This window comes from Pseudomonas sp. B111 (assembly GCF_026428275.1).
Classification (GTDB): Bacteria; Pseudomonadota; Gammaproteobacteria; order Pseudomonadales; family Pseudomonadaceae; genus Pseudomonas; species Pseudomonas aeruginosa.
The window spans coordinates 1,160,765-1,186,705 of record NZ_CP097857.1; the positions used below are offsets into that span (position 1 = coordinate 1,160,765).

General features: G+C 63.1%; 19 protein-coding genes and 2 tRNA genes. 7 read left to right on the forward strand and 14 right to left on the reverse strand.

Annotated elements, in window-relative coordinates:
• Positions 1–50 precede the first annotated feature (50 nt).
• Complete coding sequence (locus M6E97_RS05315) at positions 51–950, reverse strand: DMT family transporter (RefSeq protein WP_019371712.1); 900 nt, start codon at positions 948–950, stop codon at positions 51–53.
• Between the two features lie 132 nt (positions 951–1,082).
• On the opposite strand from M6E97_RS05315, the gene M6E97_RS05320 reads away from it, so the two are divergent.
• Both M6E97_RS05320 and M6E97_RS05325 read left to right on the forward strand, forming a co-directional pair.
• Positions 1,083–1,520, forward strand: a complete 438-nt coding sequence (locus tag M6E97_RS05320) for an Lrp/AsnC family transcriptional regulator (RefSeq protein WP_033938724.1) — start codon at positions 1,083–1,085, stop codon at positions 1,518–1,520.
• 14 nt (positions 1,521–1,534) lie between these two features.
• Positions 1,535–2,095, forward strand: a complete 561-nt coding sequence (locus M6E97_RS05325) for a GNAT family N-acetyltransferase (protein WP_003090067.1) — start codon at positions 1,535–1,537, stop codon at positions 2,093–2,095.
• Positions 2,096–2,126: 31 nt separating this feature from the next.
• Here M6E97_RS05325 and kynA read toward each other — a convergent pair whose 3' ends face one another.
• The gene (gene kynA / locus M6E97_RS05330) at positions 2,127–2,993 is read right to left on the reverse strand and encodes a tryptophan 2,3-dioxygenase (RefSeq protein ID WP_003090069.1); all 867 of its coding nucleotides are present in this window, start codon (positions 2,991–2,993) and stop codon (positions 2,127–2,129) included.
• Positions 2,994–3,317: 324 nt separating this feature from the next.
• On the reverse strand, positions 3,318–3,908 hold the full coding sequence (locus M6E97_RS05335; protein WP_003108797.1) for an NAD(P)H-dependent oxidoreductase: 591 nt from the start codon (positions 3,906–3,908) through the stop codon (positions 3,318–3,320).
• Positions 3,909–4,331: 423 nt separating this feature from the next.
• On the opposite strand from M6E97_RS05335, the gene M6E97_RS05340 reads away from it, so the two are divergent.
• Complete coding sequence (locus M6E97_RS05340) at positions 4,332–5,372, forward strand: hypothetical protein (protein WP_033938727.1); 1,041 nt, start codon at positions 4,332–4,334, stop codon at positions 5,370–5,372.
• 392 nt (positions 5,373–5,764) lie between these two features.
• Here M6E97_RS05340 and M6E97_RS05345 read toward each other — a convergent pair.
• The 3 genes from M6E97_RS05345 to M6E97_RS05355 form a co-directional block, all read right to left on the reverse strand.
• Positions 5,765–5,838 (reverse strand) — tRNA-Cys (locus tag M6E97_RS05345).
• A gap of 290 nt (positions 5,839–6,128) precedes the next feature.
• Entirely contained in the window at positions 6,129–6,662 is a 534-nt protein-coding gene (locus tag M6E97_RS05350; RefSeq protein WP_003090076.1) for a ProQ/FINO family protein, read from the reverse strand.
• Between the two features lie 90 nt (positions 6,663–6,752).
• Positions 6,753–9,731 (reverse strand): response regulator, encoded by a 2,979-nt coding sequence (locus tag M6E97_RS05355; protein ID WP_033938729.1) that lies wholly within the window; start codon positions 9,729–9,731, stop codon positions 6,753–6,755.
• A 1,146-nt stretch (positions 9,732–10,877) separates the two neighbouring features.
• On the opposite strand from M6E97_RS05355, the gene M6E97_RS05360 reads away from it, so the two are divergent.
• Positions 10,878–12,040, forward strand: a protein-coding gene (locus M6E97_RS05360) for an IS3-like element IS222 family transposase (protein ID WP_087920907.1) whose coding sequence is annotated in 2 segments (ribosomal slippage) — positions 10,878–11,133 and positions 11,133–12,040 — 1,164 coding nt in all. Because the reading frame shifts where the segments join, the coding sequence is not laid out codon by codon here.
• A gap of 10 nt (positions 12,041–12,050) precedes the next feature.
• The gene (locus tag M6E97_RS05365; protein WP_148104836.1) at positions 12,051–12,662 is read left to right on the forward strand and encodes a fimbrial protein; all 612 of its coding nucleotides are present in this window, start codon (positions 12,051–12,053) and stop codon (positions 12,660–12,662) included.
• A 732-nt stretch (positions 12,663–13,394) separates the two neighbouring features.
• On the opposite strand, the gene M6E97_RS05370 is transcribed toward M6E97_RS05365, so the two are convergent.
• From M6E97_RS05370 to pqsH, 5 genes are all read right to left on the reverse strand, one after another.
• A tRNA-Gly gene (locus M6E97_RS05370) sits at positions 13,395–13,470 on the reverse strand.
• 68 nt (positions 13,471–13,538) lie between these two features.
• A complete protein-coding gene (pgsA, locus tag M6E97_RS05375) occupies positions 13,539–14,099 on the reverse strand; it encodes a CDP-diacylglycerol--glycerol-3-phosphate 3-phosphatidyltransferase (protein WP_003090349.1) in 561 nt (186 codons plus the stop codon).
• A gap of 33 nt (positions 14,100–14,132) precedes the next feature.
• Entirely contained in the window at positions 14,133–15,959 is a 1,827-nt protein-coding gene (gene uvrC, locus M6E97_RS05380; RefSeq protein WP_003090350.1) for an excinuclease ABC subunit UvrC, read from the reverse strand.
• Positions 15,960–16,604: a UvrY/SirA/GacA family response regulator transcription factor gene (gene uvrY / locus M6E97_RS05385; RefSeq protein WP_003090351.1), complete on the reverse strand. Its 645-nt coding sequence runs from the start codon at positions 16,602–16,604 to the stop codon at positions 15,960–15,962.
• A 341-nt stretch (positions 16,605–16,945) separates the two neighbouring features.
• On the reverse strand, positions 16,946–18,094 hold the full coding sequence (pqsH, locus tag M6E97_RS05390; protein ID WP_003090354.1) for a 2-heptyl-3-hydroxy-4(1H)-quinolone synthase: 1,149 nt from the start codon (positions 18,092–18,094) through the stop codon (positions 16,946–16,948).
• 617 nt (positions 18,095–18,711) lie between these two features.
• Here pqsH and M6E97_RS05395 point away from each other — a divergent pair.
• Positions 18,712–19,740 (forward strand): AraC family transcriptional regulator, encoded by a 1,029-nt coding sequence (locus tag M6E97_RS05395; RefSeq protein WP_019485641.1) that lies wholly within the window; start codon positions 18,712–18,714, stop codon positions 19,738–19,740.
• Between the two features lie 15 nt (positions 19,741–19,755).
• On the opposite strand, the gene M6E97_RS05400 is transcribed toward M6E97_RS05395, so the two are convergent.
• The 3 genes from M6E97_RS05400 to vqsR form a co-directional block, all read right to left on the reverse strand.
• Positions 19,756–20,970, reverse strand: coding sequence for an MFS transporter (locus M6E97_RS05400; protein ID WP_033938731.1), 1,215 nt, complete (start codon positions 20,968–20,970; stop codon positions 19,756–19,758).
• Positions 20,971–20,980: 10 nt separating this feature from the next.
• Positions 20,981–23,635, reverse strand: a complete 2,655-nt coding sequence (locus M6E97_RS05405) for a TonB-dependent receptor (RefSeq protein WP_033938732.1) — start codon at positions 23,633–23,635, stop codon at positions 20,981–20,983.
• Between the two features lie 119 nt (positions 23,636–23,754).
• Positions 23,755–24,561 carry a transcriptional regulator VqsR gene (gene vqsR / locus M6E97_RS05410; RefSeq protein WP_009314107.1) on the reverse strand — a complete coding sequence of 269 codons (807 nt, stop codon included), beginning with the start codon at positions 24,559–24,561 and terminating at the stop codon, positions 23,755–23,757.
• Between the two features lie 152 nt (positions 24,562–24,713).
• On the opposite strand from vqsR, the gene M6E97_RS05415 reads away from it, so the two are divergent.
• Positions 24,714–25,817 carry a polyamine ABC transporter substrate-binding protein gene (locus M6E97_RS05415; RefSeq protein WP_003090368.1) on the forward strand — a complete coding sequence of 368 codons (1,104 nt, stop codon included), beginning with the start codon at positions 24,714–24,716 and terminating at the stop codon, positions 25,815–25,817.
• The last annotated feature ends 124 nt before the right edge of the window (positions 25,818–25,941 follow it).

The window sequence follows — 25,941 nt, forward strand, 5'->3', positions numbered from 1 at the left end:
TGTAGAAAAGCCCCGCCCCCGTCACGGGGCTTTTTCTTTTCCCCGCCGCCTCAGCCGCGCCGCACTGCCGGCCCCGGCAGGCGCACGCTCCAACCCTGCTGCATGCCCGCCGCGGCAAGCAGGATGGCGGCCACGCCAAGCCACTGCGCCAGGCTCAGGCGATGTTCGAAGACCAGCCAGTCCACCAGGATCGCCGCGACCGGATAGATGAAGGACAACGCACCGGTCAGCGCCGTCGGCAATTTCTGAATGGCGCCGTAGAGCAGCACGTACATCAGCCCGGTATGGACGATTCCCAGGGTCGCCAGGCTGGCCCAGGGAGCAACGCCCCGGGGCAGTTCGGCAAGGTTCGCCAGCGGTGCGAGCATCAGCACGCCGGTGCCCACCTGGATCAACGCGATAAGATGCGGCGGCGTGCCTTGCAGGCGCTTCACGATCAGCGCGGCAAAGGCATACAGCAGCGCGGCAGCGAGCGCCAGGAGGATACCGAACAGGTAGTCCCCGCGCGGGGCGTCGCTGTCGCCGTGGGCGCTGACGATCGCCAGCATGCCGGCGAACGAAAGCCCCAGCCAGCCCAGCTTGCGCGCCGTGACCTTCTCGCCGAGAAACGCCGCGCCTAGCCCCACCAGCATGAACGGCTGGACGTTGTAGACCGCGGTACCGATGGCGATCGAAGCCCGTGAGTAGGATGCGAACAGCAACACCCAGTTGCCGACGATGAACACCCCGCTGAGGAGCGCCAGCAGGAACGCCTCGCGCCCCAGGCTGCCGCGGCGCAGGAAGCCCAGCGCGGCACAGGCGACCAGCAGGGCGGCGAAACCGAATACGCAGCGCCAGAACACCACGTCCAGCACGGGCTGCCCGGAGAGCAGCACCAGCCAGCCAATGGTGCCGCAGATCAGCATGGCCGAAGTCATTTCCAGCGTACCGCGACGGATCGGATCGTTCATGAGCGCTCTCCCGCAAGACAGGCCTATGATTATCCAAAGCCGTCTTCCAGCCCTCCATCGCATTACTCAGGCAAAAACCCGTGACGACCTTTTTTATCAGGGCTATTTTGAAAAAAAACTTTCGAGGCCGACATGACCGACGACATCGACCAACGCCTGATCAACGCCCTCATGGCTGACTCGCGACTGTCCCTCAAGGCCCTCGCCCAGGTCAGCGGACTATCGGCCCCGAGCGTCGCCGAACGCCTGCGCAAACTGGAAGAACGCGGCGTGATCCGCAGCTACACCCTGGATGTCGACCCCCGCTGTTTCGGCTACCAGTTCCAGGCGATCGTGCGCATCCGCCCCCTGCCCGGCAAGCTGCACGAGGTCGAGCGACAGATCCAGGACATCGCCGAGTTCACCGAGTGCGACAAGGTCACCGGTGACGACTGCTTCATCGCCCGCCTCCAGGTCCGTTCGATGGAACAGCTCGACACGCTGCTGGACAGGATCAACGGCTACGCGGAAACCAACACCGCCATCGTCAAGAAGTCCCCGGTTAAACGCCGGCTCCCCCCGATGACCTGAGCGAGGCACTCCGCATGCCCACACCCGGCACGGGTTCCGTCCCGGACCTGCAACTCGTCCCGTTCCAGCTGGAACACTTCCCCACCCTGCAACGCTGGTTCGCCACGGAAAAGGAGCTGGTGCAATGGGCCGGCCCCGCCCTGCGGCATCCGCTGAGCCTCGAGCAGATGCATGAAGACCTCGCGGAAAGCCGCCGACAACCGCCGCTGCGCCTGCTCTGGAGCGCTTGCCTGGATGGCCAGGTCATCGGCCATTGCCAGTTGCTGTTCGACCGCCGCAACGGCGTCGTCCGCCTGGCTCGCATAGCCCTGGCGCCAAACGCACGCGGCCAGGGCCTGGGGCTACCGATGCTGGAGGCGCTGCTCGCCGAGGCTTTCGCCGACGCCGACATCGAGCGCGTTGAATTGAACGTGTACGACTGGAACGCTGCCGCCCGTCATCTCTATCGACGCGCGGGGTTCCGCGAAGAAGGCTTGCGCCGCTCCGCCACCCGGGTCGGCCGGGAACGCTGGAATGTCGTTCTCATGGGGCTTTTGCGGCAAGAGTGGGCGGCGGGAGGCGCCGGCAACGACTGAGGCGCAGGCGGATGCTGCGCCTCATCCGGTACTACAGGTTGGAACGGAGCCGCCACAGTTCGGGGAAGAGGATGGTATCGAGCATGCTGCGCAGATACCCCACTCCCTCGGTTCCGCCCGTGCCGGGTTTGAAACCGATGATGCGCTCCACCGTGGTCACGTGACGGAAGCGCCACTGGCGGAACGAATCCTCCAGGTCGATCAGTTTTTCCGCCAACTGATACAGGTCCCAGTAGCGCTCCGGCGCCTGGTAGACCTGTCGCCACGCCGCCTCCACCGAGGCCTCGTAACAGGTGCCGGCCGCCGCGTCCCGGACGAGCCGCTCCTGGCTTACCGGCAGCCCCTGGGCGGCCATCAGGCGGATCGCTTCGTCGTATAGCGACGGCGTATGCAGGGCCTGCTCCAAGGCTGCCAGCAGCTCGGCGCGGTGAGCATGGGGCTTGAGCAGGGTGGCGTTCTTGTTGCCGAGGATGAATTCGATCTCGCGGTACTGGTAGGACTGGAAACCGGAAGACTGGCCCAGGTACGGGCGGATGGTGTTGTACTCGGTCGGCGTCATGGTGGCCAGCACCGCCCAGGCGTGTACCAGTTGGTCGAAGATCCGCGAGACCCTGGCGAGCATTTTCAGCGCCGGACCGAGCTTGCCTGACTTGACGTGCTCCCGGGCGGCCCGCAGTTCGTGGAGCATCAGCTTCATCCATAGCTCCGAGGTCTGGTGCTGGATGATGAACAGCATTTCGTTGTGGTCGGGCGAAAGCGGGAACTGGGCGTCCAGGACCTTGTCCAGCTTCAGGTAATCGCCGTAGCTCATCGCATGGGTGAAGTCCAGGGCGGCGTTATGCCACTCAGCCTCTCCGTCCGTTTCTCCCTGGGCCTGGGAGTGAGGGCAAGGACACATGTGAATCTCCTGAATTCGGCGGCAGGCGTCGGAAGTCGATGAGCGACCTGCCGGCAACGTTGTCGGGGGTGGCTTCGACGCGGTCGAAGCGCGCTCATTTTACGATGCGCCCATTCGAATATTCGTGCAAAGCATCCTTTCCTCCCCGTCCCCGATGAAATCTAATTCGACGGATCGATGGAAAAATCGAATTTCGGATCACTCGCGGGTCGTGGCCGACAAAAGCCCGGATAGCGGATCCGTGACCGTTAGGCCTCGTCCCGAGAGCCTGGATTTCGATCCGCCACTCCATCCAGCGAAGCGACACGAGGCCCGCCGTCGAACTCAGCCGGCGCGCCCGAACACCCTGTCCAGGTGCGCCTGGTAGGCAGCGACGGCAGCCGGGACGTCCGGGCGCTTCATCACATCCACCGCGAGGAACGTCGGCAGGCCGGACATGCCGAGGAACTGGTTGGCCTTGTGGAAGGGGAAATACACCGCATCCACGCCTTTCCCTTCGAAGAAGTCGCTCGGATCGTCGAACGCCTGCTGCGGCGCATTCCAGGTCGCCGAGATCATGTAGCGCTTGCCCTGCACCAGACCGCCGCTGCCATATTTCTGCGTGCTGTCGGAGCGGGTACGGCCGTCGTTGGCATAGAGGCTGCCATGACCGGCCGTGAAGACTTCGTCGATGTAGCGCTTCACCGTCCACGGGGCGCCCATCCACCAGCCGGGCATCTGGTAGATCACCACGTCGGCCCAGAGGAACTTGTCCACCTCCGCCGGGATGTCATAGCCGCCGTCGATGAAGGTCTGGCGCAGGTCGAAGCCACGGCGGTCCAGATGGGCCAGGGCGGTTTCGTGCAGGGTCTGGTTGAGGCGACCGTCGGAATGGGCGAAACGCTTTCCGCCGTTGAGCAGGAGAATGTTTTTCATGGTGTTCCGTACATGCTGGAACCGCAGCGGAGATGCCTGCCGATCCCGGGTTGAAGAGAGCGGCAGGTTAGATAGGCGCAGGGAACGGAAAAAGTCGTACGGCGGTAAAACAGATTTGATCCGCACTCACGAATCGCCAGAAGAGCTGGGATCCGCGTCTTCATTGCGCTCCCACGCAGCCAGCCCTCGATGACCGGCACGAACTCTACCCGCAGCGAGCCATCACCAACGCAGTACGCACTGGCTCGCCAGCATTCGCACGCATGTGAGTACCCAGGATTGCAGCAACAGGCTGTGACGCGCTCGACTCAAACGCTCCTTCCTACGCGCGGGACGAACGCTCCTTGGGAATCCGCAAGGAGTAGATTAGGATTCTTCCCGCACTCGCCTTAAGTCATTGGCCAGTATAGATAAGGATATCTCATGAAAACCATCGCTCGGCGTCTGAGCCCCTTCGCGATCCTGCTCCCGGCAAGCCTGTTGTCAGCCTGCGCCTCCCTAGGCAACGCCGGACTCGGCGGCTCCCAGCAGAACCCCACCAACCAGCTCCTGAACATGATCGATGAGGCTACCCGCGAAGGCATGTCCGTGGTGCTGGTACCGGCGCTCATGCCCAACAAGAGCGTGACGGACCTCTCCAGCTACTCGCATCGGGTCATATTCAAGAACAAGGACGTGCCCGGGATCGCCTACATGCAGGCCTTTGCCAACAACGACCTGGAGAAGATCAAGGAAGCCGTCTATCTGTGGGACTTCCTCGAGGTCAACATCGTCCCGCCGGGAACCTACCTGCTGTCCGGAGGGATCGACTACAAGATCGACAGCACCCTTGCTCAGATCAAGGCGCCAAAGGGGCAGCCGGCTGCCAGCCCACTTGGTTCGGTGAACCTGTCCGCCGTGCTGTATCGCCGGTTCGTGAAGGAGAACTACTGGCGCGACGCCTCCTATGCAGACAAAACCTACACACAGAATGTCTGCAGCGCCGTGCACATGGCCTCTGGCCAATGCGTGGGCTGGACCGAGCAGCAATACAGCCAGCGGGAAATGGTCTCGGATGCCGGTTGGGCCGAAGGCACGAAGATCGAGGATGTCCCCTCCATCAAGCTGCAAGCGCAGATACCCGACGCCTATGCCCCGCTGTCCTTCACCATTCAGCCTGGGCAGATCCTGCTCAGCGATCGGTTCCACTTGAAGACCCCGGCCGTGAGCTATGACAGGAAGACCTGCAAGGCCGTGGACACGCAAAACATCAAGTGCACCTTGCAGGATCTCCAGGTCTTCATGAGGCCAGCGCCCATGGAGCTGACGAAAAGGTTCATCGATCGCGAGCAGCCAAGGCTTGATGAAACGGGCCGCCAGGTGCTCGCGCGGATCCAGCCGATGGAAACCGAGATACTCGGCGAAGCAGGCATGGAAGACCTGACCTGGGGCCTGCCGGTTTCCTTGAAACGCAAGGCAAGATGAAACGGGCCCCCCGCCAAGCGCCTTCCGCTCGCGGTCGCCACAACGGTTGATCGATAAAGGCCCGGAAGGCAGGCGGCGGGACAGACCAGCTCGGCTGGTCATGTTCGATGACGACCAGCCGATGACCGACCCAGACCGGATCTTGCGTCCAGATAAAAGCCGCGCACGGGGCTGAATTGCAGGCAACGGCCGAAAACGTGACAGGTGCTGGGGTACTCCTCGGACACTCCGGAAAAGTAGTAATTACGGAGCGGCTTATCGGGAGAGGGAGGCGGTTGCGAGGCCGTAAAAGTATGAAAGCGTTATGGGGACACCCCAAGGAACTTGCTTCAGCAATACCGGACAGGAAAGAAAAAAGCCCCGTAACTCACTGAGCTACGGGGCTTTCCTGTTGGAGGCTGAGGTCGGAATCGAACCGGCGTTCACGGATTTGCAATCCGGTGCATAACCACTCTGCTACTCAGCCTTTGAGCGAAGCGACATGCGTTTGGCATATCGCTGAAATCTCTTTCCTGGTGCGATTTTGAACTTATAACCCTTTGATTTCAAAAGATTTTTAGCTCACCCATCGCTGGAATGGACGCAATTATGGACGGATTCGCCGGGCTTGGCAAGCGCTCTACGAAAAAAACTTTGCAGATCAGGCTATTGCGTAGCACAAGCCGGGAGAAACGGGCCCAGACGTCCGCGAAATGGGCCCCGCGGCGACCGGCAACCGAGGAGCGCGCCAGGATCCGACGCGCCCTGCCCCGGCGATCAGTTCGCCTCGGGACTCGCTTCGGTTGCGGGCGCTTCAGGCGTCGGCGCCTCCGTGGCGGCCGGCGCTTCGCTACCTGCCTGGGCACGCTTGGCGCGCTTCTCGCGCATCTGCTCGCGCTGCCGGCGAGACGCCTGCCGCCGCGCATACACCGCCTGCTCGGCGGTTACCTTGCCGGCAACCTGGCCTTGCAGATCCAGCCGCGGCGCATCTTCCACCATGCAACTCCAGTAGCGGCTGCCCTGGCACCAGGTGGCGATGGCCTGTTTCAGTTGTTCGGCGGTGATTCCCAGTAGCTCGAGGTGCTGCTGCGCATCCTGGAGGATGCCCTGCTTGAGCGGAACCTTGGCCGCGGGGCTTTTCGGAAACGCCAGCGGGAAATGCCGTTGCAGCCTCCAGATAGCCTCGACTCCCGGCTCGACGGCTTCACGTTTCTTCGCGCGTCCCGCGGAGCTTTTGGTTTGAGCCGGTTTCGCCTGCGCCGCCTGTGCGCGCAGACGGTCTCTCAGCTCGGCAAGTTGTTCAAAACCCATCGTTCGCTTCACTAGTGCTGGTTCATTTCTGCGAGAGATTACCCGATACATCCGCTCGCGGCACGCAAAACGGCAACCAGTCGGGCACTTTCATTGCGAATCGACGCTCGTAGGCATGAGCGGCTCTCCCCCGTTCAGCGCCCGAGCGAGCTCATCGAGCGTAGTCGGCTTGAACAGGACCCGGTCCATGCCGGCAGCCAGGCAACGCTCCAGCGCATCCTTCTCGGCGCTGGCGGTAAGCGCTATCACCAAGCAGCGACGCCGACCGCCAAGGGCTTCTTGCGAGCGGATCCGTCGCGCCAGCTCGTAGCCATCCATCCGCGGCATCATGCCGTCGGTAATCACGACGTCGAAGTCTTCGCCCTGCCAACGTTCGAATGCTTCCTCGCCATCTTCCGTGGAGGTCACCCGGTGCCCAAGGCTTTCCAATTGCATGGTCAGGGTCAGCCGATTGAACGGATGGTCTTCCGCAAGCAATATCGAGAGCGCCCTTGCCTCTTTCCGCTCCTCGACCTCGGCAACTCCGGAACGCGCTTCGCTGGACTCGCTGGGCGGAGGTTCGGTCAGCGGAAGATCGAACTCGACCGAGAAGCAGGAGCCGTTGCCCAGCTCGCTGCGCAGGCTGATCTGGCCGCCCATCAGGTGTACCAGGCGTCGGCTGATGTACAACCCCAGGCCGCTGCCGGACGCCTGGCCAAGCGCAGGCGAGCCGACCTGCGAGAATGGCCGGAACAGCCTGGCCTGGTCCTCCTCCGAAATACCGAGGCCGGTGTCGCTTACCTCGAGCAGCAAATGAAGCCTCTCCGCCTCGCGCCGCCCCACCGCCCGCACCGTTACCCCACCGCGCTCGGTGAACTTGATGGCGTTGCCCAGCAAGTTGAACAACACCTGCTTGAAATGCAGGGGATCCACCAGCACCCACTGCTCGAGATCCCCGTCGAGTTCCAGTGCCAGGGAAAGATTCTTCTGCCGCGTCAGCCCGCCAACCAGCGGCAGGATCCCTCTGATCAACTCGCCAGGAAGCACTGGTTCGGGAGCGGAATCGAACCGACCGGATTCGATCCGCGACAAATCGAGAATATTGCCCAGCAGAAGCAGCAACCCCTGGGCAGCTTCCTGGGCGATGCTCAGCGAATCGAGATCCAACACGCCCTTCTCGCCCTTTTTCAGCACCAGCTCCTGCAAGCCGATGACCGCGTTCAATGGCGTGCGGATCTCGTGACTCATCGTCGAAAGAAACACGCTCTTGGCACGGTTGGCAGCGTCGGCTTGCTCTTCTGCCTGGCGGGTCTTGCGCACCTGGCGCATCAGGTAGAAACCCCAGATGAGAGAGATGGAAATCAGTACGCCGAACAATCCGCCGATCTGCAGAATCTTGCTCCGGTGATCGCGCCAGAAGTCCGTCCCTCCCTTGGCGAAGCGAGGCTCCCAGCGGTGGAGGATTTCCGCCACTTCTTCCGGAGCGATCGCCAGCTGCGCCTTCTCCAGGATGCCCTGCAGCTCGGGCTGGTTCCTCGCCACACCGATGCTGATCGGAATGGAGAGATCATCGAGGATACCGACGACCTGGATCCGGTTGTCGAAATGCTGGGCGGACAGATAGCGACCGGTATAATCGCTGCTGATAGAAGCCTCGCTCTGTCCGGCATCGACGCTTTGCATCGCGGCGAGAAAGGTCGGATAGACCTGGAGCTTGATCTCAGGGTGATCGCGCCGAATGGTGTCGTTGAGGAAATAGCCAACCGTCGTGGCCAATCGCTTGCCGTCGAGATCCGCGAGGCCATGGACACGCTCCAGCCGTTCGCCCCGGCCGCCCCGGCTGGCGCTCATCAGCACCGTGGTGCTACGCAGGTAGGGAGTCAGGACCTCGAGGCCGGAATCGAGACGCTCCGTCGAGGGCATGGTCGGCGTAACCAACGCCTCGCCCGCATCCAGTCGACGTTTCGCCTCGACGAAGTTTCGGGCTCCGCTGAAGGAAAACTGCAGGCCGCTGCGCTTGCCGATCAGGTCCAGATAGTCACGCCCGATACCGCTCAGCCGCCCCTCGCTATCCAGTTGCCCGAGCGCGCCAAGGGAATGGTTGATCACCACCGGCACGACCGGATGCGTGGAGAGCCAACGCTGTTCCGCCGGCGCAAGCGTCACCCTGGGCTCGTCGAAACGCAGGCGCCGCCCGGCGCTCCAACTGCGCAACAGTTCGTCGCCGTAGCGCCCATTGATACGCGGCAGGGCTCGATCGAGGACCGCGAGCAGAGGCTCATCCCCCGGCCGGAGCAGGAAACGGAAACCCTGGCTGTCGATGGGCGCGAAGTTCTCGATACGCAAGTTCAGCAGGTAATGGGTCTGGATGAGATAGTGCGCGGAGACGGCGTCACCCAGCACGCCATCGACGTCCCCCATGCTCAGCGCTTCCAGGGCAAGCTGCGGCGAGTCGAACCAGATGACATTGCTGTGCGGATAGGCGGCCTTGATACGTTCGGCGGGAAGATAACCCTTGACCGTGGCCAGCCAGGACTCCGCCTGCGAATCGAACGGGGCGCCGCTGGAAGACACCAGTACCGGCCGGTCGGAAAGATACGCAGCGGATGCCAGCAATCCGTGTTGCCGGGCCTCGACCTCGCTACCGACACCGAGCAGATCGATCTCTCCCCGCGACAACGCAGCGATTGCCGCCTGCCGCGACGGAAAGTCCCTGACGCGCAACGGCCGCTCGAACACCAGGGCCAGGTAATCGGCCGTGAAGCCCTTGTAGGAACCTGCGTAGAAGATGGATAGCGGCGGATAGTCGGGAGAAACCACGCCTATCGTCAGCGGCTCCCGGGCATCCAGCCACTGCCTGGCTCGTTTGTCGAGCCAGGGGCGCGTCGTTGTCGTCATACGACCATCGAGCAGGATGGATTCGGCCGCGACGGGCAGCGGCTGCAGGATGATCGGCAACAGGCAAAAGACCGCAGACAGCAACGACCTTGTCAGCATGTCGAGTCTTCGATGGCAAAGTTCTCCGGCCGGATAGAGGGCATGGCATCCGCGCCCCAGAGCCTGCGGACACATCGGCACCGATGTCGCCATGTTAGCAGGTGAACGGGTATTTTTCCCAGACAGCCGTGGCGGAAACGAGCGGCTGCCGGTGTTTTTACGCTGATACGAAAAAAGGGCCTCTCGATCCTTTTCGAGGTTCTGCAGAACTTGGTGAAATCTGCATATCGATATCCTGGAGCGGGAAACGAGCCTCCATGATACTGACTCCAAAGGAGAGCCTTGCACTCACCTCGGATCGATGGACTGAATTAAGGACTAGTCTTCGAGACAGGACAGGCAGGCACAGTCGAGGAACGCCAGGCAGCCATTGCGTGGCCCTTCCCATGAGTTCCTTTCCCAGCCTTCCGCGCCACGGCTTTTCCCGAAGCCGCTCCACGAACGCTTCATCCTGCGGCCGCAGCTCCTGCCCCATAGCATCGCAGGAAGACCGCCTTGCGATGAATCCGCCGACAGGATGCGAGGCACTACGCCTGGCAAGCATTCCCGCCAGAGACCTGCGCAACCTCAAGTGTTATGGCTGGTTGAGAGGATCAGATTCCAGCGTTACTTCCAATCAGAAAGTTAAGAAATTTCATACAAGCCCCCCGGACCGGTCCTGTCTCAGTTGAAAGACCAGGGATGGAATAATCAGCGTGAGCAAATCATCCTACGAGTTCAAGGGTTCCCGTGAAAAAGCCAGCTCCCGCACACGTCAAGCTACTCTTCTGCATTGGTATATCGACCGCTGGATGCCTTTGGTCGCTCTCCTCGGTGGCCTATTGCGGCAAGCCTGAACTACCTACCAAGACCCCCCTGCCGATACAGAGCCTCCAATCCGTTTTCACCTTGAAGCACGCACCGATCGGTAAATCGATGGGAACAATGACCGTGCAAGTCGGCTCAGGAGAAACTCTAGGTGGCTGGGCGTGGTGCGGAAGTGACGGAAAGCCCGGACAATTCGGTTTTACAGCTCCCAAAACGACCCTCATTCCAATAGATGGAAATGGCCTCTATGAGTCTGGAGTGCCAGGGGTCGGTATCAGAATTGGACACCGAGCACGCTATAACTGGACCGAACCGACAGCAGCTCCCGCCACCTACCCCACGGGCAACATCGGCACCATGCGCTATATGTAGTGGTCTACTGATCCCGGACACCGATTTAGGCGAGAATCCTCGCCGTGAGAGAGGTGTCTGATGAGCAAGCAACGACGTACGTTTTCCGCCGAGTTCAAACGAGAGGCCGCGGCCCTGGTGTTGGACCAAGGCTACAGCCATATCGACGCCTGCCGTTCGCTGGGGGTGGTGGATTCGGCCTTGCGCCGTTGGGTGAAGCAGCTCGAGGCGGAGCGCCAGGGTGTGACCCCGAAGAGCAAGGCGTTGACGCCTGAGCAGCAAAAGATCCAGGAGCTGGAAGCCCGGATCAACCGATTGGAGCGGGAGAAAGCGATATTAAAAAAGGCTACCGCTCTCTTGATGTCGGACGAACTCGATCGTACGCGCTGATAGACCAGTTGAGTGAGCAGGAGTCGGTGGAAGTGGTCTGTTCAGCTTTCGATGTGGCGCGGTCTTGCTACTACGTCCACCGTCTTCGACGGCGGCGTGTCGATGCTCGCCGCGTGGCGCTACGCAGCCAAGTCAACCAGTTGTTCAGCCAGAGTCGGGGCTCGGCCGGCAGCCGCAGCATTCTGGGCATGCTGCGCGAAGAGGGCGTGACCATCGGCCGTTTCCGAGTGCGTCGGTTGATGCGTGAGCTGGGCCTGGTCAGCAAGCAACCGGGCTCGCACGCCTACAAACAGGCCACGGTTGAGCGGCCGGATATCCCGAATCGGCTGAACCGCAAATTCGCGACCGAGCATCCCAATCAGGTGTGGTGTGGCGACATCACCTACGTCTGGGCGCAAGGCCGTTGGCACTACCTGGCCGCGGTGCTGGATCTGCATACCCGGCGGGTGATCGGCTGGGCGTTCTCGGCCAAGCCGGATGCCGAACTGGTGATCAAGGCCCTGGACATGGCCTACGAACAGCGCGGCAGGCCACAGCAGGTGCTGTTCCATTCAGACCAGGGCAGCCAGTACGCCAGCCGCCTGTTTCGGCAACGGCTCTGGCGCTATCGGATGCAGCAGAGCATGAGCCGTCGTGGGAATTGCTGGGATAACTCGCCGATGGAGCGCCTGTTCCGCAGTCTGAAGTCGGAGTGGGTCCCGTCAACGGGTTACCTGACGGCGCAGGAGGCCCAACGGGACATCAGTCATTACTTGATGCACCGCTACAACTGGATCAGGCCGCATCAATTCAACGACGGGTTACCACCTGCGGTGGCCGAAGAAAAACTCAACCCACTGTCCGGGATGGGTTGACCACTACAATATGCCCACTGTTCTCGTAGTTGATTTCATCCGAACCGCAATGGGAGTAGGAAAGGGAGACATCACCCCTTTTAACTACTCAACCAATTTTTTCATCGATACCAACTACACAAATCCATCCAGGGCTGAATTCACCATAGAGGGATATAACCTTCGCGCAACGCTTGAACATAACGCTTTCTTCACCACGTGCAGCACACAAAAGTCGACCATTGATGTCAACATGGGGCGCCCAACGGCGTATGACATCAAAAGAGGGGCTGTGCCAGATCATGGCTTTTCACTGGATGTTGTGTGCGAAGGGCTCAATCCGAGTGTCAAACCTCCTGTGAAGGTCTACTTTGAAGGCAACTCGATCCAGGATGGCCTGTTGAACCTCACAGGTAGAGGAGAAGCCGGTGTAGCCCAAGGAGTCGGCATTTCGTTGACGTCCAGTAAGGGAGCGGCATTGCCATTCACCCAAGCCAGGGCCCTGCCCCTGGACTGGCTGGCCAGCGGTGCAGGGACGGAGATGTACCGCTTTGTGGGATCGGCTCGCTATGTCGCCACTGGCGGAAAAATCACCGCGGGTAAAGCTGACTCCATTTTGACCTACATCCTGGAGTACAACTAACCCAGCAGAACCGGTCGGTCGAACCGAACCCGGCTCACACTGCGGTACAACCAACGCATCGATGAGGCGACGCCGATGCCCACCAACTTCCGGAATGAGCGCCTCCCCGTCGGCTCCGCCTAAGTTGAATACCTAGAGATAAGGGGGCTCGCTCTGCGCGTAACTCATCGACCGCATGAACGGGTCAAATCGCGGGAACCGACCCAATGCCGGGTCGTCGATGCGACAGGGCATTCCGATGACTCGGTAGATGTATCTTCGAGAAGGCGCCCCTTCCACACACCGGGCTTCCCGGCACTCCTGTGTCCGTTGCTCGCAAGAGCCGAGCGCATGCGATCAATTCGCGGACACGACGCATCGGCTGCGAGCCTCTTTGAGAGCGACTTCAGGATAGCTGCCCGACCAAGCGCCTTTTGCTTGTCCTTCCAGCGATAGTGGAAATGCCGGCTCTTGCCATCCTCGGGCGAAACAGCCAGGGAAAGGCCATCGATGACTAAGACTATATGGACCTTGCCGGTGGCCTTCGAATGCCGAATGGCAACGCACCATGCTCAATGCTCTATTGCGCGGATCAAGGGATAGACGATCTGTAGCCGCCGCCCAGCACTGATGCACTAAAGAATGGACTAGAAGATGCTGGCCGATGCCGGGCCGATGGAACCCGCCGAAACGAAAAAAGGGCCCTAAGGCCCTTTTTTCAATGATCTACAGGCAAGCCTGTGGATCTATATCTGGAGCGGGAAACGAGACTCGAACTCGCGACCCCGACCTTGGCAAGGTCGTGCTCTACCAACTGAGCTATTCCCGCATCGTCTTGGTGACGGGCGCCATTCTATAGCATCGCGGCGCCGTGTCAACTCCTTGATTCAAAAAAGTTTATTTCTCTTTCGGGGTGGTCGACAGATGCGGCCACGCGGCCAGCAGGTAGTGCACCATGGACCACAGGGTCAGCGCCGCGGAGATGATCAGCAGCACGTAGCCGAGAATCACCCAGAAGGTCATCAGCGGCGGATTCGCCAGGAGAATGACCAGCGCCAGCATCTGCGCCGCGGTCTTCCACTTGCCCAGGTTGGACACCGCGACCTGCGCCCTCGCCCCCAGTTCGGCCATCCACTCACGCAAGGCGGAAACCACGATCTCGCGGCCGATGATGATCACCGCCGGCAGGGTCAGCCACAGGTTGGCGTGCTCTTCCACCAGCAGGACCAGCGCAACCGCCACCATCAGCTTGTCCGCGACCGGGTCGAGGAAGGCGCCGAACGGCGTGCTCTGGCCGAGGCGCCGGGCGAGGTAGCCGTCCAGCCAGTCGGTGGCGGCGGCCAGGGCGAACACGGCACTGGCGGTCAGGTAGCTCCAGGACGTCGGCAGATAGAACAGCAGAATGAAGATCGGAATGAGCAGGACGCGCAGTAACGTGAGCAGATTGGGGATATTCATCGGACCATCTAGGCTGCGAGGTGAGCCGGCATTCTACTCGCTGTGCAGGACGGCATAAATCTGCTCGGCAAGCTTTTTACTGATACCGGGGGCTTTGGCCAGTTCATCGATACTCGCCCGCGACAATTCCTGCAACCCGCCGAAATACTTGAGCAGGTCGCGCCGACGTTTCGGGCCGACGCCGGGGACATCCTCCAGCGTCGACGTCCGCCGTGCCTTGCCGCGCCGCGCACGGTGGCCGGTGATGGCGAAACGGTGCGCTTCGTCACGTATCTGCTGGATCAGGTGCAGCGCCGGCGAATCGGCCGGCAGGGTGAACTCGTGGGAGGCATCGTTCAGGTAGAGGGTTTCCAGCCCCGGCTTGCGGGTCACGCCCTTGGCCACGCCGAGCAGGATCAGACCGGCGACCGCCAGTTCCTGGAGCACCTCCTGGGCCATGGCCAATTGCCCCTTGCCGCCATCCACCAGGAGAATGTCGGGCATCTTCCCCTCGCCGTCCTTCAGGCGACTGAAGCGGCGGGTCAGCGCCTGGTGCATCGCCGCGTAGTCGTCGCCGGCCGTGACGCCTTCGATGTTGTAGCGGCGATAGTCCGACTTCAGCGGCCCTTCCGGGCCGAACACCACGCAGGAAGCCACGGTGGCCTCGCCGCTGGAGTGACTGATATCGAAGCACTCCAGGCGTTGCGGCGGCTCCGCCAGGTCGAGCGCCTCGGCAAGGGCTTCGAAGCGTGCCGCCACATGCTGGCGGTTGGCCAGGCGTGCGCCCAGGGCCTGTTCGGCGTTGGTCACCGCCAGTTGCTGCCAGCGGGCGCGGGTACCACGCACCCGGTAGCTGATCTCCAGTTCGCGGCCTCGCGCTTCGGCGATCGCCGAAACCAGCACCGGGAAATCCTCGTGCGTCACGTTGACGATCAACTCCGCCGGCAGGTCGCGCTCCTGGTGGCTGAGATAGTACTGGCCAAGGAACGCCAGCAGCACTTCGCCCACCTCCTCCTCGATCGCGACCTGCGGGAAGAAGTTCTTGCTGCCCAGCACCCGCCCGCCGCGTACGCTGATCAGGTGTACGCAAGCGCCGCCAGGGGTGACGATGGCGGCGACGATGTCGACGTCGCCGTTGCCACCTTCCATGCTCTGCTGGTCCTGGACCCGCCGCAGGATCGCCACCTGGTCGCGCAACTCCGCCGCCTTCTCGAAGTCCAGGCGCATCGCCGCCTGCTCCATGCCGACGTTCAGCTCGTCGGCCAACGCGTTGCTCCTTCCTTCGAGGAACATCACCGAGTGGCGCACGTCCTCGGCGTACTCCTCAGGACTGACCAGTCCCACGCAGGGCCCCTTGCAGCGCTTGATCTGGTATTGCAGGCAGGGCCGCGTACGGTTGCGGAAATAGCTGTCCTCGCACTGGCGGACGAGAAACGCCTTCTGCAGCAGGTTGAGGCTCTCACGGATCGCTCCCGCGCTCGGATAAGGACCGAAGTAACGCCCCTTGCGCTTCTTCGCGCCGCGGTGCAGGGACAGCCGCGGATACTCATCCTCGCTGGAGAGGAACACGAAGGGATAGGACTTGTCGTCCCGCAGCAGGATGTTGTAGGGCGGCCGCCACTCCTTGATCAGCGTCTGCTCCAGCAGCAACGCCTCGGTTTCATTGGCGGTGATGGTGGTTTCCACCTGGGCGATCCGCGCCACCAGCGCAGCGGTCTTCGGCGCCAGGCCGGACTTGCGGAAATAGCTGGCCAGGCGCTTCTTCAGGCTCTTCGCCTTGCCCACGTAGAGAAGCTTGGCGTCCGCATCGAACATGCGGTAGACGCCCGGACGATTGCTGCAGGTAGCGAGGAAAGCGCTCGCGTCGAAAACGGCGCTCATCTAGCTGGCGGCATCGACCATGCCGTGGCGGACGGCGAGCAGCGCTAGCTCCACGTCGCTGGTGATCGAGAGCTTCTCGAAGATGCGGTAGCGATAGGTATTCACGGTCTTCGGCGACAGGCACAGCTTGTCGGAGATGCTCTGCACCTTGTGGCAGTTGGCGATCATCAGGGCGATCTGGATCTCGCGCTCGGACAGCGAATCGAAGGGGGAATCGTGCTGCTGCGGCTGGAAGGACTTCAGCGCCAGTTGCTGGGCGATCTGCGGGCTGATATAGCGCTGGCCGGCGAAGACCTGGCGAATCGCCTGGACCATTTCCTCCAGCCCCGCGCCCTTGGTCATGTAGCCGGCGGCGCCGGCCTGCATGAGGCGGGTGGGGAACGGATCCTCTTCGCAGACGGTGACTACCACGACCTTGATGTCGGGCTGGCTGCGCAGCAGCTTGCGGGTCGCCTCCAGGCCGCCGATACCGGGCATCTTCACGTCCATCAGGACGACATCCGGCTTCAGCTCGCGGGCCAGTTTCAGACAGTCTTCACCGCAGTCGGCCTGGCCGACCACTTGCAAGCCTTCGATGTCGGCCAGCATGCGGGTAATACCGGTGCGTACCAGATCGTGGTCGTCGACCACCAGCACCTTAATCACGCTGCACCTCGTCGCGCATTAGCAGACAACCGCCCACACGGGCCCCCAGGAGATTTCGGCAACCTTAACAGAAAGCCATCCCATGACCTAGCTTGGCGCAAAGGCGTCATAAATCAAGCGTCATGGAAACATCATTCGACGGCATCGAACGGGCGCTGCGAAGTATACCGCCAGCCCCCGGCGAGCGGCAGACCGGATCGCAGCAAAAACCGGCGAACCTGTGGAGAGCCCAGCGACGCCGGGCCTGGTAAAGCGCAAGCGCCCTGGTCGCCCGGGACTTCTCCATAGCGACCATCGCCGAACTCGAAAACAGGCGACCAAGACGCCACTGGCACCTGCGGCTACTGCGCGGCCATCTCACCGACACCGGTGAAAAGACGCTGGTGGAGGCGCCTGCGACTGGCATTCGGCACCAGGCGAACGAGGGTATTCCTCAGCCAGACGCTCCAGGGCGATTCCCATTGACCAAGGCGGCCGACGATCCAGGATTGCTTCCTGATGAACTCGATCCGCGCCTCGCGTTGCTGCTGGAACAGGATCAGCGTCTCGGCGCGCGGCGCCAGACACCACAGGCGCGCCAGCAAGAAGGCGTCCTCCAGGGCCATGGCCGCGCCCTGCCCTAGGTTCGGCGTCATGGCGTGTGCGGCGTCACCGATCAGCACTACCCGTCCGCGGCACCAGGAGGCGCCGGCCAACTCCTCGAGGTCGTTGTGCACCAGCGTGGTGGCGCTCGGTATGAGCCGGGCGATGCTCGCGCCGATGCCGTCGAAGTCCGCGTAGTGGGCGGCCAGCCGTTGCGGGGTGACGAAGCCCTCCTCGTCCTCGGGCTCCTCCCGGCGCACCTTCAGGGTCGCGTAGACATACATCTCGCGCGGGCTGATCTGGATGAAGCCGAGGCGCTTGCCGTGCCCCCAGACCTCTCCCGCCAGCTCGGCGTCCTCCAGCCGATGGGGAACGACCAGGCGCCAGCAGGTTTCGCCGGAATGACGCAAGGTCGCCTCCGGCCAGACATAACGTCGCACGCTCGAACGAATGCCATCCGCACCGACCACCAGCGAACAGTCGTGGACAGTGCCGTCGCTCAGGGTCACGCGTTCGTGGTCGAGTCCGTCGAGGATCTGCACGATGGAGACCCCGACCCGAATGCGCGACTCATCCAGCCCCTCCAGTAGCGCCGCATGCAGTTCGTGGCGCTGCAACGCCAGGCCGCCGCGGGAATTCCCACCCAGGCTGGAAGGCATCGACATCAGCATCGAACCGTCGTGGGCGTATACGTTGATGCCGGCCAACGGCATGCCACGGCGGAACAGCCGGTCGAGATCCAGGGTGCTGGACAACGCCGTCAACGCATTGCTCGCCAGGGTGATACCGGTACCGATGGGCCTGATCTCGCTGGCCCGCTCGACCAGCAGCCAGTCGATGCCTGCCTTGGTGAATTCGCGCGCCAGCGCCAGGCCGGCGATCCCGGCCCCCTGGATAAGAACGGTCATCCGTTGCTCCTTAGCAGCGGCATCCGTCGCGACTTCGCGCGGTCGCGACAGGCCTGCCCGAGACGATGAAAATGTCCATCCTAGCCGCCCCGGACAGCCCACCGACCCTATCAGAAGATCGAGTTGACCCTGCTCGCCGACACCTCGCCGCTCGCTTTTCCTGTCCTCCAGGCCACCGGAAGTCCGGCGCGCCGGGAAGGCAAGCGTGGCCCGGGCACGGCACGCGTGGCCGGAAATCCCCGCTAGCAGCCGCCCGCCGCGGCGCTACGGTTTTCCTTGGCCAGCAGCCTCCCGAGCGCCGGCAAACGGCGATGGCGCTTGAAGCTCACGGCGATCGGCCCGCGCCACCATCGCCCACGACGATCATCCAGGCGCAGCCACCCCGGCGAGAGTGGCCGGGACGGCAGCGTTCGGCCGGGCCACGGCGAGCATGCACGACCGATCGGCACGGCGTCGCGGAGGCGCGGCTATACGCAGACCCCGCTCCTGTCAACCCCTTACGCAAGGTAGTGATTGCCGGAAGCCCAGCGTACGAAAATCAACCGAAACGACATCCGCATGGAATAACGAAGCCCTGACGCCTTCAGGGCGATAGCATCGCGTGCAAGAGGTAACCGATGAGCCCGTCCGAAAACATCCAGTACGATTTCGAGTGGCGACCACTCAACAACTACCTCGCCGTGCAACGCATCACGCCTCCGGACATGCGCCAGGGTTCGGCTGCCGAGCCGCGCCTGCCCAGCGAAGCGCTCTACGAGTGGATCGTGCTGAACGGGCGCTCCCCCCTGGAAGGCCTGAGCCTGGGGGAGCACTACCGCCTTTCCGACTACGGCGTCGCCGGGCTGGCGCTGCAGAGTGCCGGCACCGTGGGCGAAGCCTTGCAACTGATCAAGACCAACATGCTGCTGTTCCGCAAGGACATCCGCGGGATCGCGGTGAGACGTTCCAGTTGCGACACCGTGGATGTGGATATCGACCTGCAGGACAAGCCGGACTGGCCGCAGTCGGCCCGGTTGTACCACGCCAACGTCCTGGCGTCGGCCGCCTACGCGGTGTTCCGCGACCTGCTGCTGGGCGATCTGGAACTGGTCCGCCTGCGCCTCCCGGAAAGGAACGGCGACGTGCGGGCATACGAGGAGTATTTCCGGGTGCCGGTGTATTTCGCCGGCGAAGGCATCACCTTCACCCTCCCCGAGGAATTGCTCGAGGCCGAGATCGCCACTGCCAACTCCGCCGTGTTCCAGGCCTCGCTGGCGCTCGGCAGCAAGGCTTTCAACACCCGCGTCACCCGCGAGATGGGCGGCTACCGCCAACGCATCGTGGCACTGCTGGAGGTGCTGCAGGACCGCTACCCGAGCATCGCCTGGGTCGCCCGGCAATTGAAGGTCACCGAGCGGACGCTGCGCCGACGGCTCGCCGACGAGGGCACCAACTACCGGGAAGTGCTCGACCTGGTCCGCCACGACAGGGCGCGCCAACTGCTGCGGGACGAGCGACTGCGCATCGAGGAAGTCGCCGAGAGGCTGGGCTACATGGATACCTCCAGTTTTCGCCACGCCTTCCGCCGCTGGACGGGACAGTGCGCCAACGACTATCGCCAGACCCGCCTCGCCGGCAAGACCGCGCGGCGCCAGGGCGAACGCTAGCCGGCATGATTCCCCTCAGGGCAATTTCTGCGGATAGGGGCGAAAGGCGAACAGGCTGCACGCAGCCAGGGAAAAAGCCGCGAGCAGCACCCATTCGGCCGTCCCGTAGCCTTCGGCGCGGTCGTACAGCCAGCCCAGCAGGTAAGCGCCGAGACTGATCGACAGGGCGAAGGTGAACGGCTGGATCGAACCGTAGATCACACCGAAGCTGCGCAGGCCGAAGTAGCGCATCAACAGGTACTTGGTGGTGCCGCTTTCCCCTCCTCCGCCCAGACCGACCAGGAACACCGCCAGCCATAGACCGCTCGGTGTGTCGCCCACCAGGAACCAGGCCATGCCGAGCACCGCCGCCAGGGCGAAGGGCAACGCCACCCGCGGCGTCGCCACGCGGTCGAGAAGCCAGCCCATCAGCGGCTGCGACAGCATCATGCCGACCCACAACGCCGACAGCGCGGTGCCCGCCTCGCCCCGGGACAAACCGCGCTCCACCAGCATCGGCACACCATGGGTCATGATCCCGGACATCACGAACACCGCCAGCACCTGGTTGCCCAGCACCAGCCAGAAACTGGCGCTGCGCCAGGCCTGGGGCGCCGACGATCCGCTCAGCGCGGTTTCCGCTACGGCCGTGCCGGCGGCCACGCCAGCGCCCGGCGCTGGCTCGCGGAACAGCCAGGCCAGCAGCGGCAGCGCCAGGCCCAGTTCGAGCACGCCGTAGACCAGGAAAGCGCCGCGCCAGCCCCACGCTTCGAGGCTCTGGTGGCCGACCAGCAGGCCCAGCGGCCCGCCCACCCCGAAGCCCAGGCCGAGCAGGCCGTAGGCCACGCCCAGGCGTTGGCGGAACCAGAGTCCGAGGATACGTCCGTAAGGCAGGTTGCCTGGCGCCAGCAGGCCGATCAGCAGGAACAGCGCGTAGAGTTGCCAGACGGCATTCACCGCTGCCAGGCCGAGCAGCGGCAGCGACAGGGCCGCGGTCAGCCCGAGCATTGTCCGCCGCGCGCCCCAACGGTCGATCAGCCAGCCCTTGAGCGGGCTGGTGATGGCGACCGCCAGTCCGAACAGCGTCACCAGCAACGACACCTCGGCGCGGTCCCAGGCGTACTCGGCGCTCATCGGTGCGATGAACAGACTGAAGGTGTTCAGCAGGATGCCGGTGGGCCCGAGCATGATCGCCACCACCGACGCCAGCAGCACGCCGCCGCTGGTCGCGGAAAATTCTCGTTGCGCCACGCCTGGCCCTCTAGAAGCGGTAGGCCGCGCGCAGGTAGTAGAAGGCGCCGTTGAAGCCGATCTGCGAGGCATAGGTGTCGTAGCGCAGCACGTCGCCATAGGTGGTGTTCTGCGCGGGCAGCTTGTCCGGACGGACGTCGAACAGGTTGTCGGCGCCGGCGGTCAGCGTCAGGTCAGCGCTGAGCCGGTAGCGCGCGGCGATGTCGGTGATGTACTTCGGGTCGTTGACGAAATGGTTGAATTTCTCCGTCGACCAGGCGTCCGGCCCTACCGTGTAGTCGAGTTCCGAGCTGGTCCGGCCGTAGCGCGTCAGGCGCAGGCTGACCTCCCAGTCCTGGCGGCTCCAGGTGCCGCCGAGGGAAACCTGGCTGCGCGGGGTGGAGCTGGTGATCCAGGCGACCTGCTGGGCATTGAGCAGCGGCTCGCCGTTGGCGCCTCGATGGTTCTTGCGCAAGGTGGTGCGGTTGAAGTTGGCCGACAGTTCCCAGTCGACCTGCCCGTACTCGCCAAGCGCGACGAGGTAGTGACCGGTGATGTCGACACCGCGGGTGCGGGTGTCGGCACCGTTGGCCAGGTAATGGGTACTGACCGTACTGGCGCTGGCCGGCAACGAGATCCCCGCCGCAGCTAGGGCATCGATGGCTTCCTGGCCGGAATAGGTGGCGCTGTCGACAATGCGGTCGCGGATGCTGATCTGGTAGGCGTCGATGTTCAGCCCGACGTTTTCCCAAGGGTTGAGTACCAGGCCAAGGTTGAAGCTGGTCGACTTCTCCGGTTGCAGTTCGTCGGCGCCGAGCATCTTCGCTGCCGGCGAGTTGGCCGCCAGCAGGCCGAGGGCGATGGTCGGACCGACGCTGAGGCCGGTGTAGTGCTCCTGGACCAGGGACGGCGCGCGGAACCCGCTGCTTACGCTGGCGCGCAGCGCCACCCGCGGATCGAACTGGTAACGGGTGGCGAACTTGCCGTTGGTGGTGCTGCCGAAGTCGCTGAATTTCTCGTGGCGCACCGCCAAGTCGACCTCCCAGGCTGGGGTCAGGGAGGTACCCAGGTCCAGGTAGGACGCCCAGGCGTGCCGCGACCATTGCCCCTCGCTGAGCGGCGAGAGGCCAGCCAGGGATTCCGCCCCGCCGCTGTAGTAGGACGCCGGGTCGCCGGCGTCGATGCGGTAGCTTTCCCGCCGGTATTCCGCACCCAGCGACAACGCCAGCGGAGCAGCGAGGAAATCCAGTTGGAATTCCCGCCCCAGGTCCAGGTTGCTGGTCCATTGGCTGTTGCGGTAGCGCGCCAGGTCGAAGCTTCTCGGGCTGTTGCCGGTTTCACGATAGATCGCCGCGTTCACCGACTGGGTCATGCCGATATCGGGACGGTCGGCGCCGTAGCCACTGCTCAGGTCCCAGTGCCAGGCATCCAGCAGACGCTCGCCGCGCACCCCGGCGAGGAACGCATAGTCGTCCTCGTCGCTGTTCGGGCGCGGCGTGAAGCCGTCCGGATACAGCGTCGGCGCCACCGAAGCCAGGCGATAGTTGGCCGCCGAGGAGGCCTTGCGCCGAGTATAGGTGCCGAAGCCGTACACCTCGATATCGTCGCCCAACCCGAAACCGGAGTTGAGCGCCAACGATTGCCGGTGGAACGCGGGATCGCCCATGGAAATGTTGTCGCGCCGACCGGTGCGCTCATCGATGCCGCTGCGCATCGTGCGCTCCTGCTCGCGATATTCGGCGGTGAGGTTGACGAAGCCGCTATCGCCGAAGGCCAGTCCGATGTTCCCCCCGCCGCCATGGGTGAAGCCGTCGCCGTCGCCGGTCTGCCCGACGTCAGCGGCCGCCGACCCGCCGTGGTCGGCGGACTTGAGGATGACGTTGATCACCCCGGCGATGGCGTCCGAACCGTACTGCGCCGAGGCGCCGTCGCGCAGCACCTCGACCCGCTCGATGGCGTTGATCGGGATGGTGTCCAGATCGACGCCGGTGGAGCCCTTCTCCAGCCCCCCGCTGATATTGAGATTGGCCGTTTCGTGGCGACGCTTGCCGTTCACCAGCACCAGCACATGGTTGGGGCTCAGCCCGCGCAGCGACTGCGTGTGGGTCAACGCCGAGGCGTTGAACGGCTGGGCCTGGCGGGTCAGCGAGGGCAGCAGTTTGACCAGTGCATCGCGCAGGTCGACCGCGCCGCTGCTGCGTAGCTGGGTAGCGCTGACCACATCGATCGGGCTCAGGCTGTCCTGCGCCTTCACATCGCTCTTGCGCGTGCCGGTGACCACCACGGTGGACAAGGTCGGTGCCGCCGCCGCACCTCGCGCCTCCTGCACAGGCGCCTGTCCGCCGCGCAGGACGAAGGCACCGCTTTCGTCCTGCGCGTATGCCAGCCCGCTGCCGACCAGGGCACGCCGCAAGGCGTCCTCGACACTGAGCCGGCCGCGGATATCCGGTCCGCGCAACCCCGCCACCAGGCGCTGGTCGAAGGCGATCGGCACGTGTCCCTGGCGCACGATGTTCAACAACACCTCGGCCAGTTCGCCGGGCGCTATGTCGAATACCCGGGGCGCCGTGGCCGCGTCGCGCGGCCCACCGTCGGCGGCCTGCACCTCGCCCTGCAGCGCGCAGGCGAGCCCCACCGCACAGAGCACGGGGGTCAACGAACGAGAGGAAAGACGTACATCGGGCATGGTCGAATCGTCCTGGATGGAATTCGCCCATGAGTGCAATCCGACGCCGGCTTTTTCAGCGTCGGGCAATATGAATTTCGCATAACCTTATGCGCCCGGATTCCTCCGCAGGCGGCGCACTAGCGTGCGTCGGCGAGCCGCGGCGCGGGCGGGTTGATCAATAGCGCGAATATCTCGGAGTGGGACTTCACGTTCAGCTTCGCGTAGATATGCCGGCGATGCACCTTGATGGTGGCGATCGACAGCGTCAGCCGATCCGCTATTTCCTTGTTCGAGTATCCATCCAGCATCAGCCGGATGACATCCGACTCCCGCGCGGTCAGCGGCGATATCAACCCTCTCCAGGGCTGGACTTCCACCTCCGCCGCTGCGATCGGTTTCGCCTCCTCCCTGACCGCATCCTCGAAGTGGATGCGTTTTTTCATCAGCGCGATGACCCACGGGCGAAGCAGCTCGAACAGCGCGATCTGCTCGGCACCGAAGCGGCTCTCGCTGCCCAACGACAGGCATAGGGTTCTTTCACCATCCAGCGGGACGTTATATTGAACTTCGTCCGTCACCACATAATGCGCAAAGTACGCATTGTAATACTCGGTCGTTTCGAAATCTTCGGAGACGATATCCGCAAGATGAAAAAGCCCGCCGCGCCGACAGTTTCTGGATACCTGGTAGAAAGGATCTTGCAGATAGAGTCCGGTTATATATCGACTGATCAGCGGGTCCGGCTCGATTTCTTCTATCTCCTCTTCCATGAAGGAAAGAATCAAGGGGCTGGAGTCGCTGAATATCAGGGCCGCCCAATTGTCGACGGGGGCGAACTGGCCGAGGGTCTGCGCCATGATCCGCCAGAAGAACGGCCGGTCCAGCGCTTCGAGCAACTTTCCCAGTGACTCGTGCCAGGCGCCGCCGTGCAATGCGATATCCACACAACTACTCCTCTGGGATTAGTCACTCGGCGTTATGTCATGAAGAGTTCCAATGTGCATAATATCGATGCCTTCGAAGATAGCCACAGGTCAGAACTACCAGTTCTGGTAGGTGCAAAATCCAACTTGTTTCGTTTCGGAAAGGAAATCCAATGAAAAAAGTTTGTGCACTGGCGTTATCGATCCTGACGACGATCGGTGCGACAGCGGCGGACAGTGCATGGGCTGCGCAAACCAGCGTCCATCTTTACAACTGGTATGACTTCATCGCCCCGGAAACGCCCAAGGCTTTCCAGAAGGAAACCGGCACCCGTGTCGTCCTCGACACCTTCGACAGCGCCGAGACCGCGCAGGGCAAACTGATGGTCGGCCGCTCCGGCTACGACGTGGTGGTGATCACCTCCAACATCCTGCCCGGACTGATCAAGGCAGGCGTCCTCCAGGAACTCGACCGCGATCGGCTCCCCCACTGGAAGAACCTCGACGCGGACATCCTCGGGAAGCTTCAGGCCAACGATCCCGGCAATCGCTATGCCGTACCTTATCTCTGGGGAACCACCGGGATCGCCTACGACGTGGACAAGGTCCGCAAGCTGCTCGGCCCCGACGCGCCGGTCGACTCCTGGGACCTGGTCTTCAAGGAGGAGAATATCTCCCGCCTCAGCCAGTGCGGCGTGGCCACGCTGGACTCCTCCACCGAGCTGGTTTCCATCGCCCTCAACTACCTGGGCCTGCCGCACAACAGCCAGAATCCCGAGGATTACCAGAAAGCCCAGGAACTGTTGCTGAAGGTTCGCCCCTACATTCGCTATTTCGACTCCTCCAGAGTCGACACCGACCTCTCCAACGGCAACGTCTGCGTGGTGGTCGGCTGGCAGGGCACGGCCTACATGGCCCAGGTCAACAACGAACAGGCCGGGAACGGTCGCCATATCGCCTACAGCATTCCCCGGGAAGGCTCGCTGGTCTGGGCCGAGAACATGGTGCTGCTCAAGGATGCACCGCATCCGCAGCAAGGTTATGCGCTGATCGACTACCTGCTGCGTCCGGAGGTCATCGCCAGGACCTCCAACTACGTGGGCTATCCGAATGGCAACCAGGCGGCGCTGCCGCTGGTGGAGCGGAAGCTGCGGGAAAACCCGGCGGTTTACCTGAGCAAGGAAACCATGGCGACCCTCTTCCCGCTGGAAACCCTGCCACTGAAGGTCGAGAGAATCCGTACCCGGGTCTGGAGCCGAGTCAAGACCGGGAGCTGAAACCCGTCCGAGACGCCCCTGGAAGCACGGGAGCGCCCGGAGCCAGAAAAATCCAGCGAGGTCCGCCAGGACCGGCGTTCGCGCCCTTCACCGGGCGAGGCTCTGCCTCGTCCGTCAGGACGCG

Bases quoted from the DNA above. Each gene is read 5' to 3' on its own strand.
- pqsH (WP_003090354.1), bottom strand. From the start codon at position 18,094: ATGACCGTTCTTATCCAGGGGGCCGGGATCGCCGGCCTGGCGCTGGCG.
- M6E97_RS05335 (WP_003108797.1), bottom strand. From the start codon at position 3,908: ATGAAAAACATTCTCCTGCTCAACGGCGGAAAGCGTTTCGCCCATTCC.
- M6E97_RS05415 (WP_003090368.1), top strand. From the start codon at position 24,714: ATGAAAAAAGTTTGTGCACTGGCGTTATCGATCCTGACGACGATCGGT.
- M6E97_RS05340 (WP_033938727.1), top strand. From the start codon at position 4,332: ATGAAAACCATCGCTCGGCGTCTGAGCCCCTTCGCGATCCTGCTCCCG.
- M6E97_RS05395 (WP_019485641.1), top strand. From the start codon at position 18,712: ATGAGCCCGTCCGAAAACATCCAGTACGATTTCGAGTGGCGACCACTC.
- M6E97_RS05320 (WP_033938724.1), top strand. From the start codon at position 1,083: ATGACCGACGACATCGACCAACGCCTGATCAACGCCCTCATGGCTGAC.
- M6E97_RS05325 (WP_003090067.1), top strand. From the start codon at position 1,535: ATGCCCACACCCGGCACGGGTTCCGTCCCGGACCTGCAACTCGTCCCG.
- pgsA (WP_003090349.1), bottom strand. From the start codon at position 14,099: ATGAATATCCCCAATCTGCTCACGTTACTGCGCGTCCTGCTCATTCCG.
- uvrC (WP_003090350.1), bottom strand. From the start codon at position 15,959: ATGAGCGCCGTTTTCGACGCGAGCGCTTTCCTCGCTACCTGCAGCAAT.
- M6E97_RS05315 (WP_019371712.1), bottom strand. From the start codon at position 950: ATGAACGATCCGATCCGTCGCGGTACGCTGGAAATGACTTCGGCCATG.
- M6E97_RS05365 (WP_148104836.1), top strand. From the start codon at position 12,051: ATGCCCACTGTTCTCGTAGTTGATTTCATCCGAACCGCAATGGGAGTA.
- M6E97_RS05350 (WP_003090076.1), bottom strand. From the start codon at position 6,662: ATGGGTTTTGAACAACTTGCCGAGCTGAGAGACCGTCTGCGCGCACAG.
- M6E97_RS05405 (WP_033938732.1), bottom strand. From the start codon at position 23,635: ATGCCCGATGTACGTCTTTCCTCTCGTTCGTTGACCCCCGTGCTCTGT.
- kynA (WP_003090069.1), bottom strand. From the start codon at position 2,993: ATGTGTCCTTGCCCTCACTCCCAGGCCCAGGGAGAAACGGACGGAGAG.
- M6E97_RS05355 (WP_033938729.1), bottom strand. From the start codon at position 9,731: ATGGCGACATCGGTGCCGATGTGTCCGCAGGCTCTGGGGCGCGGATGC.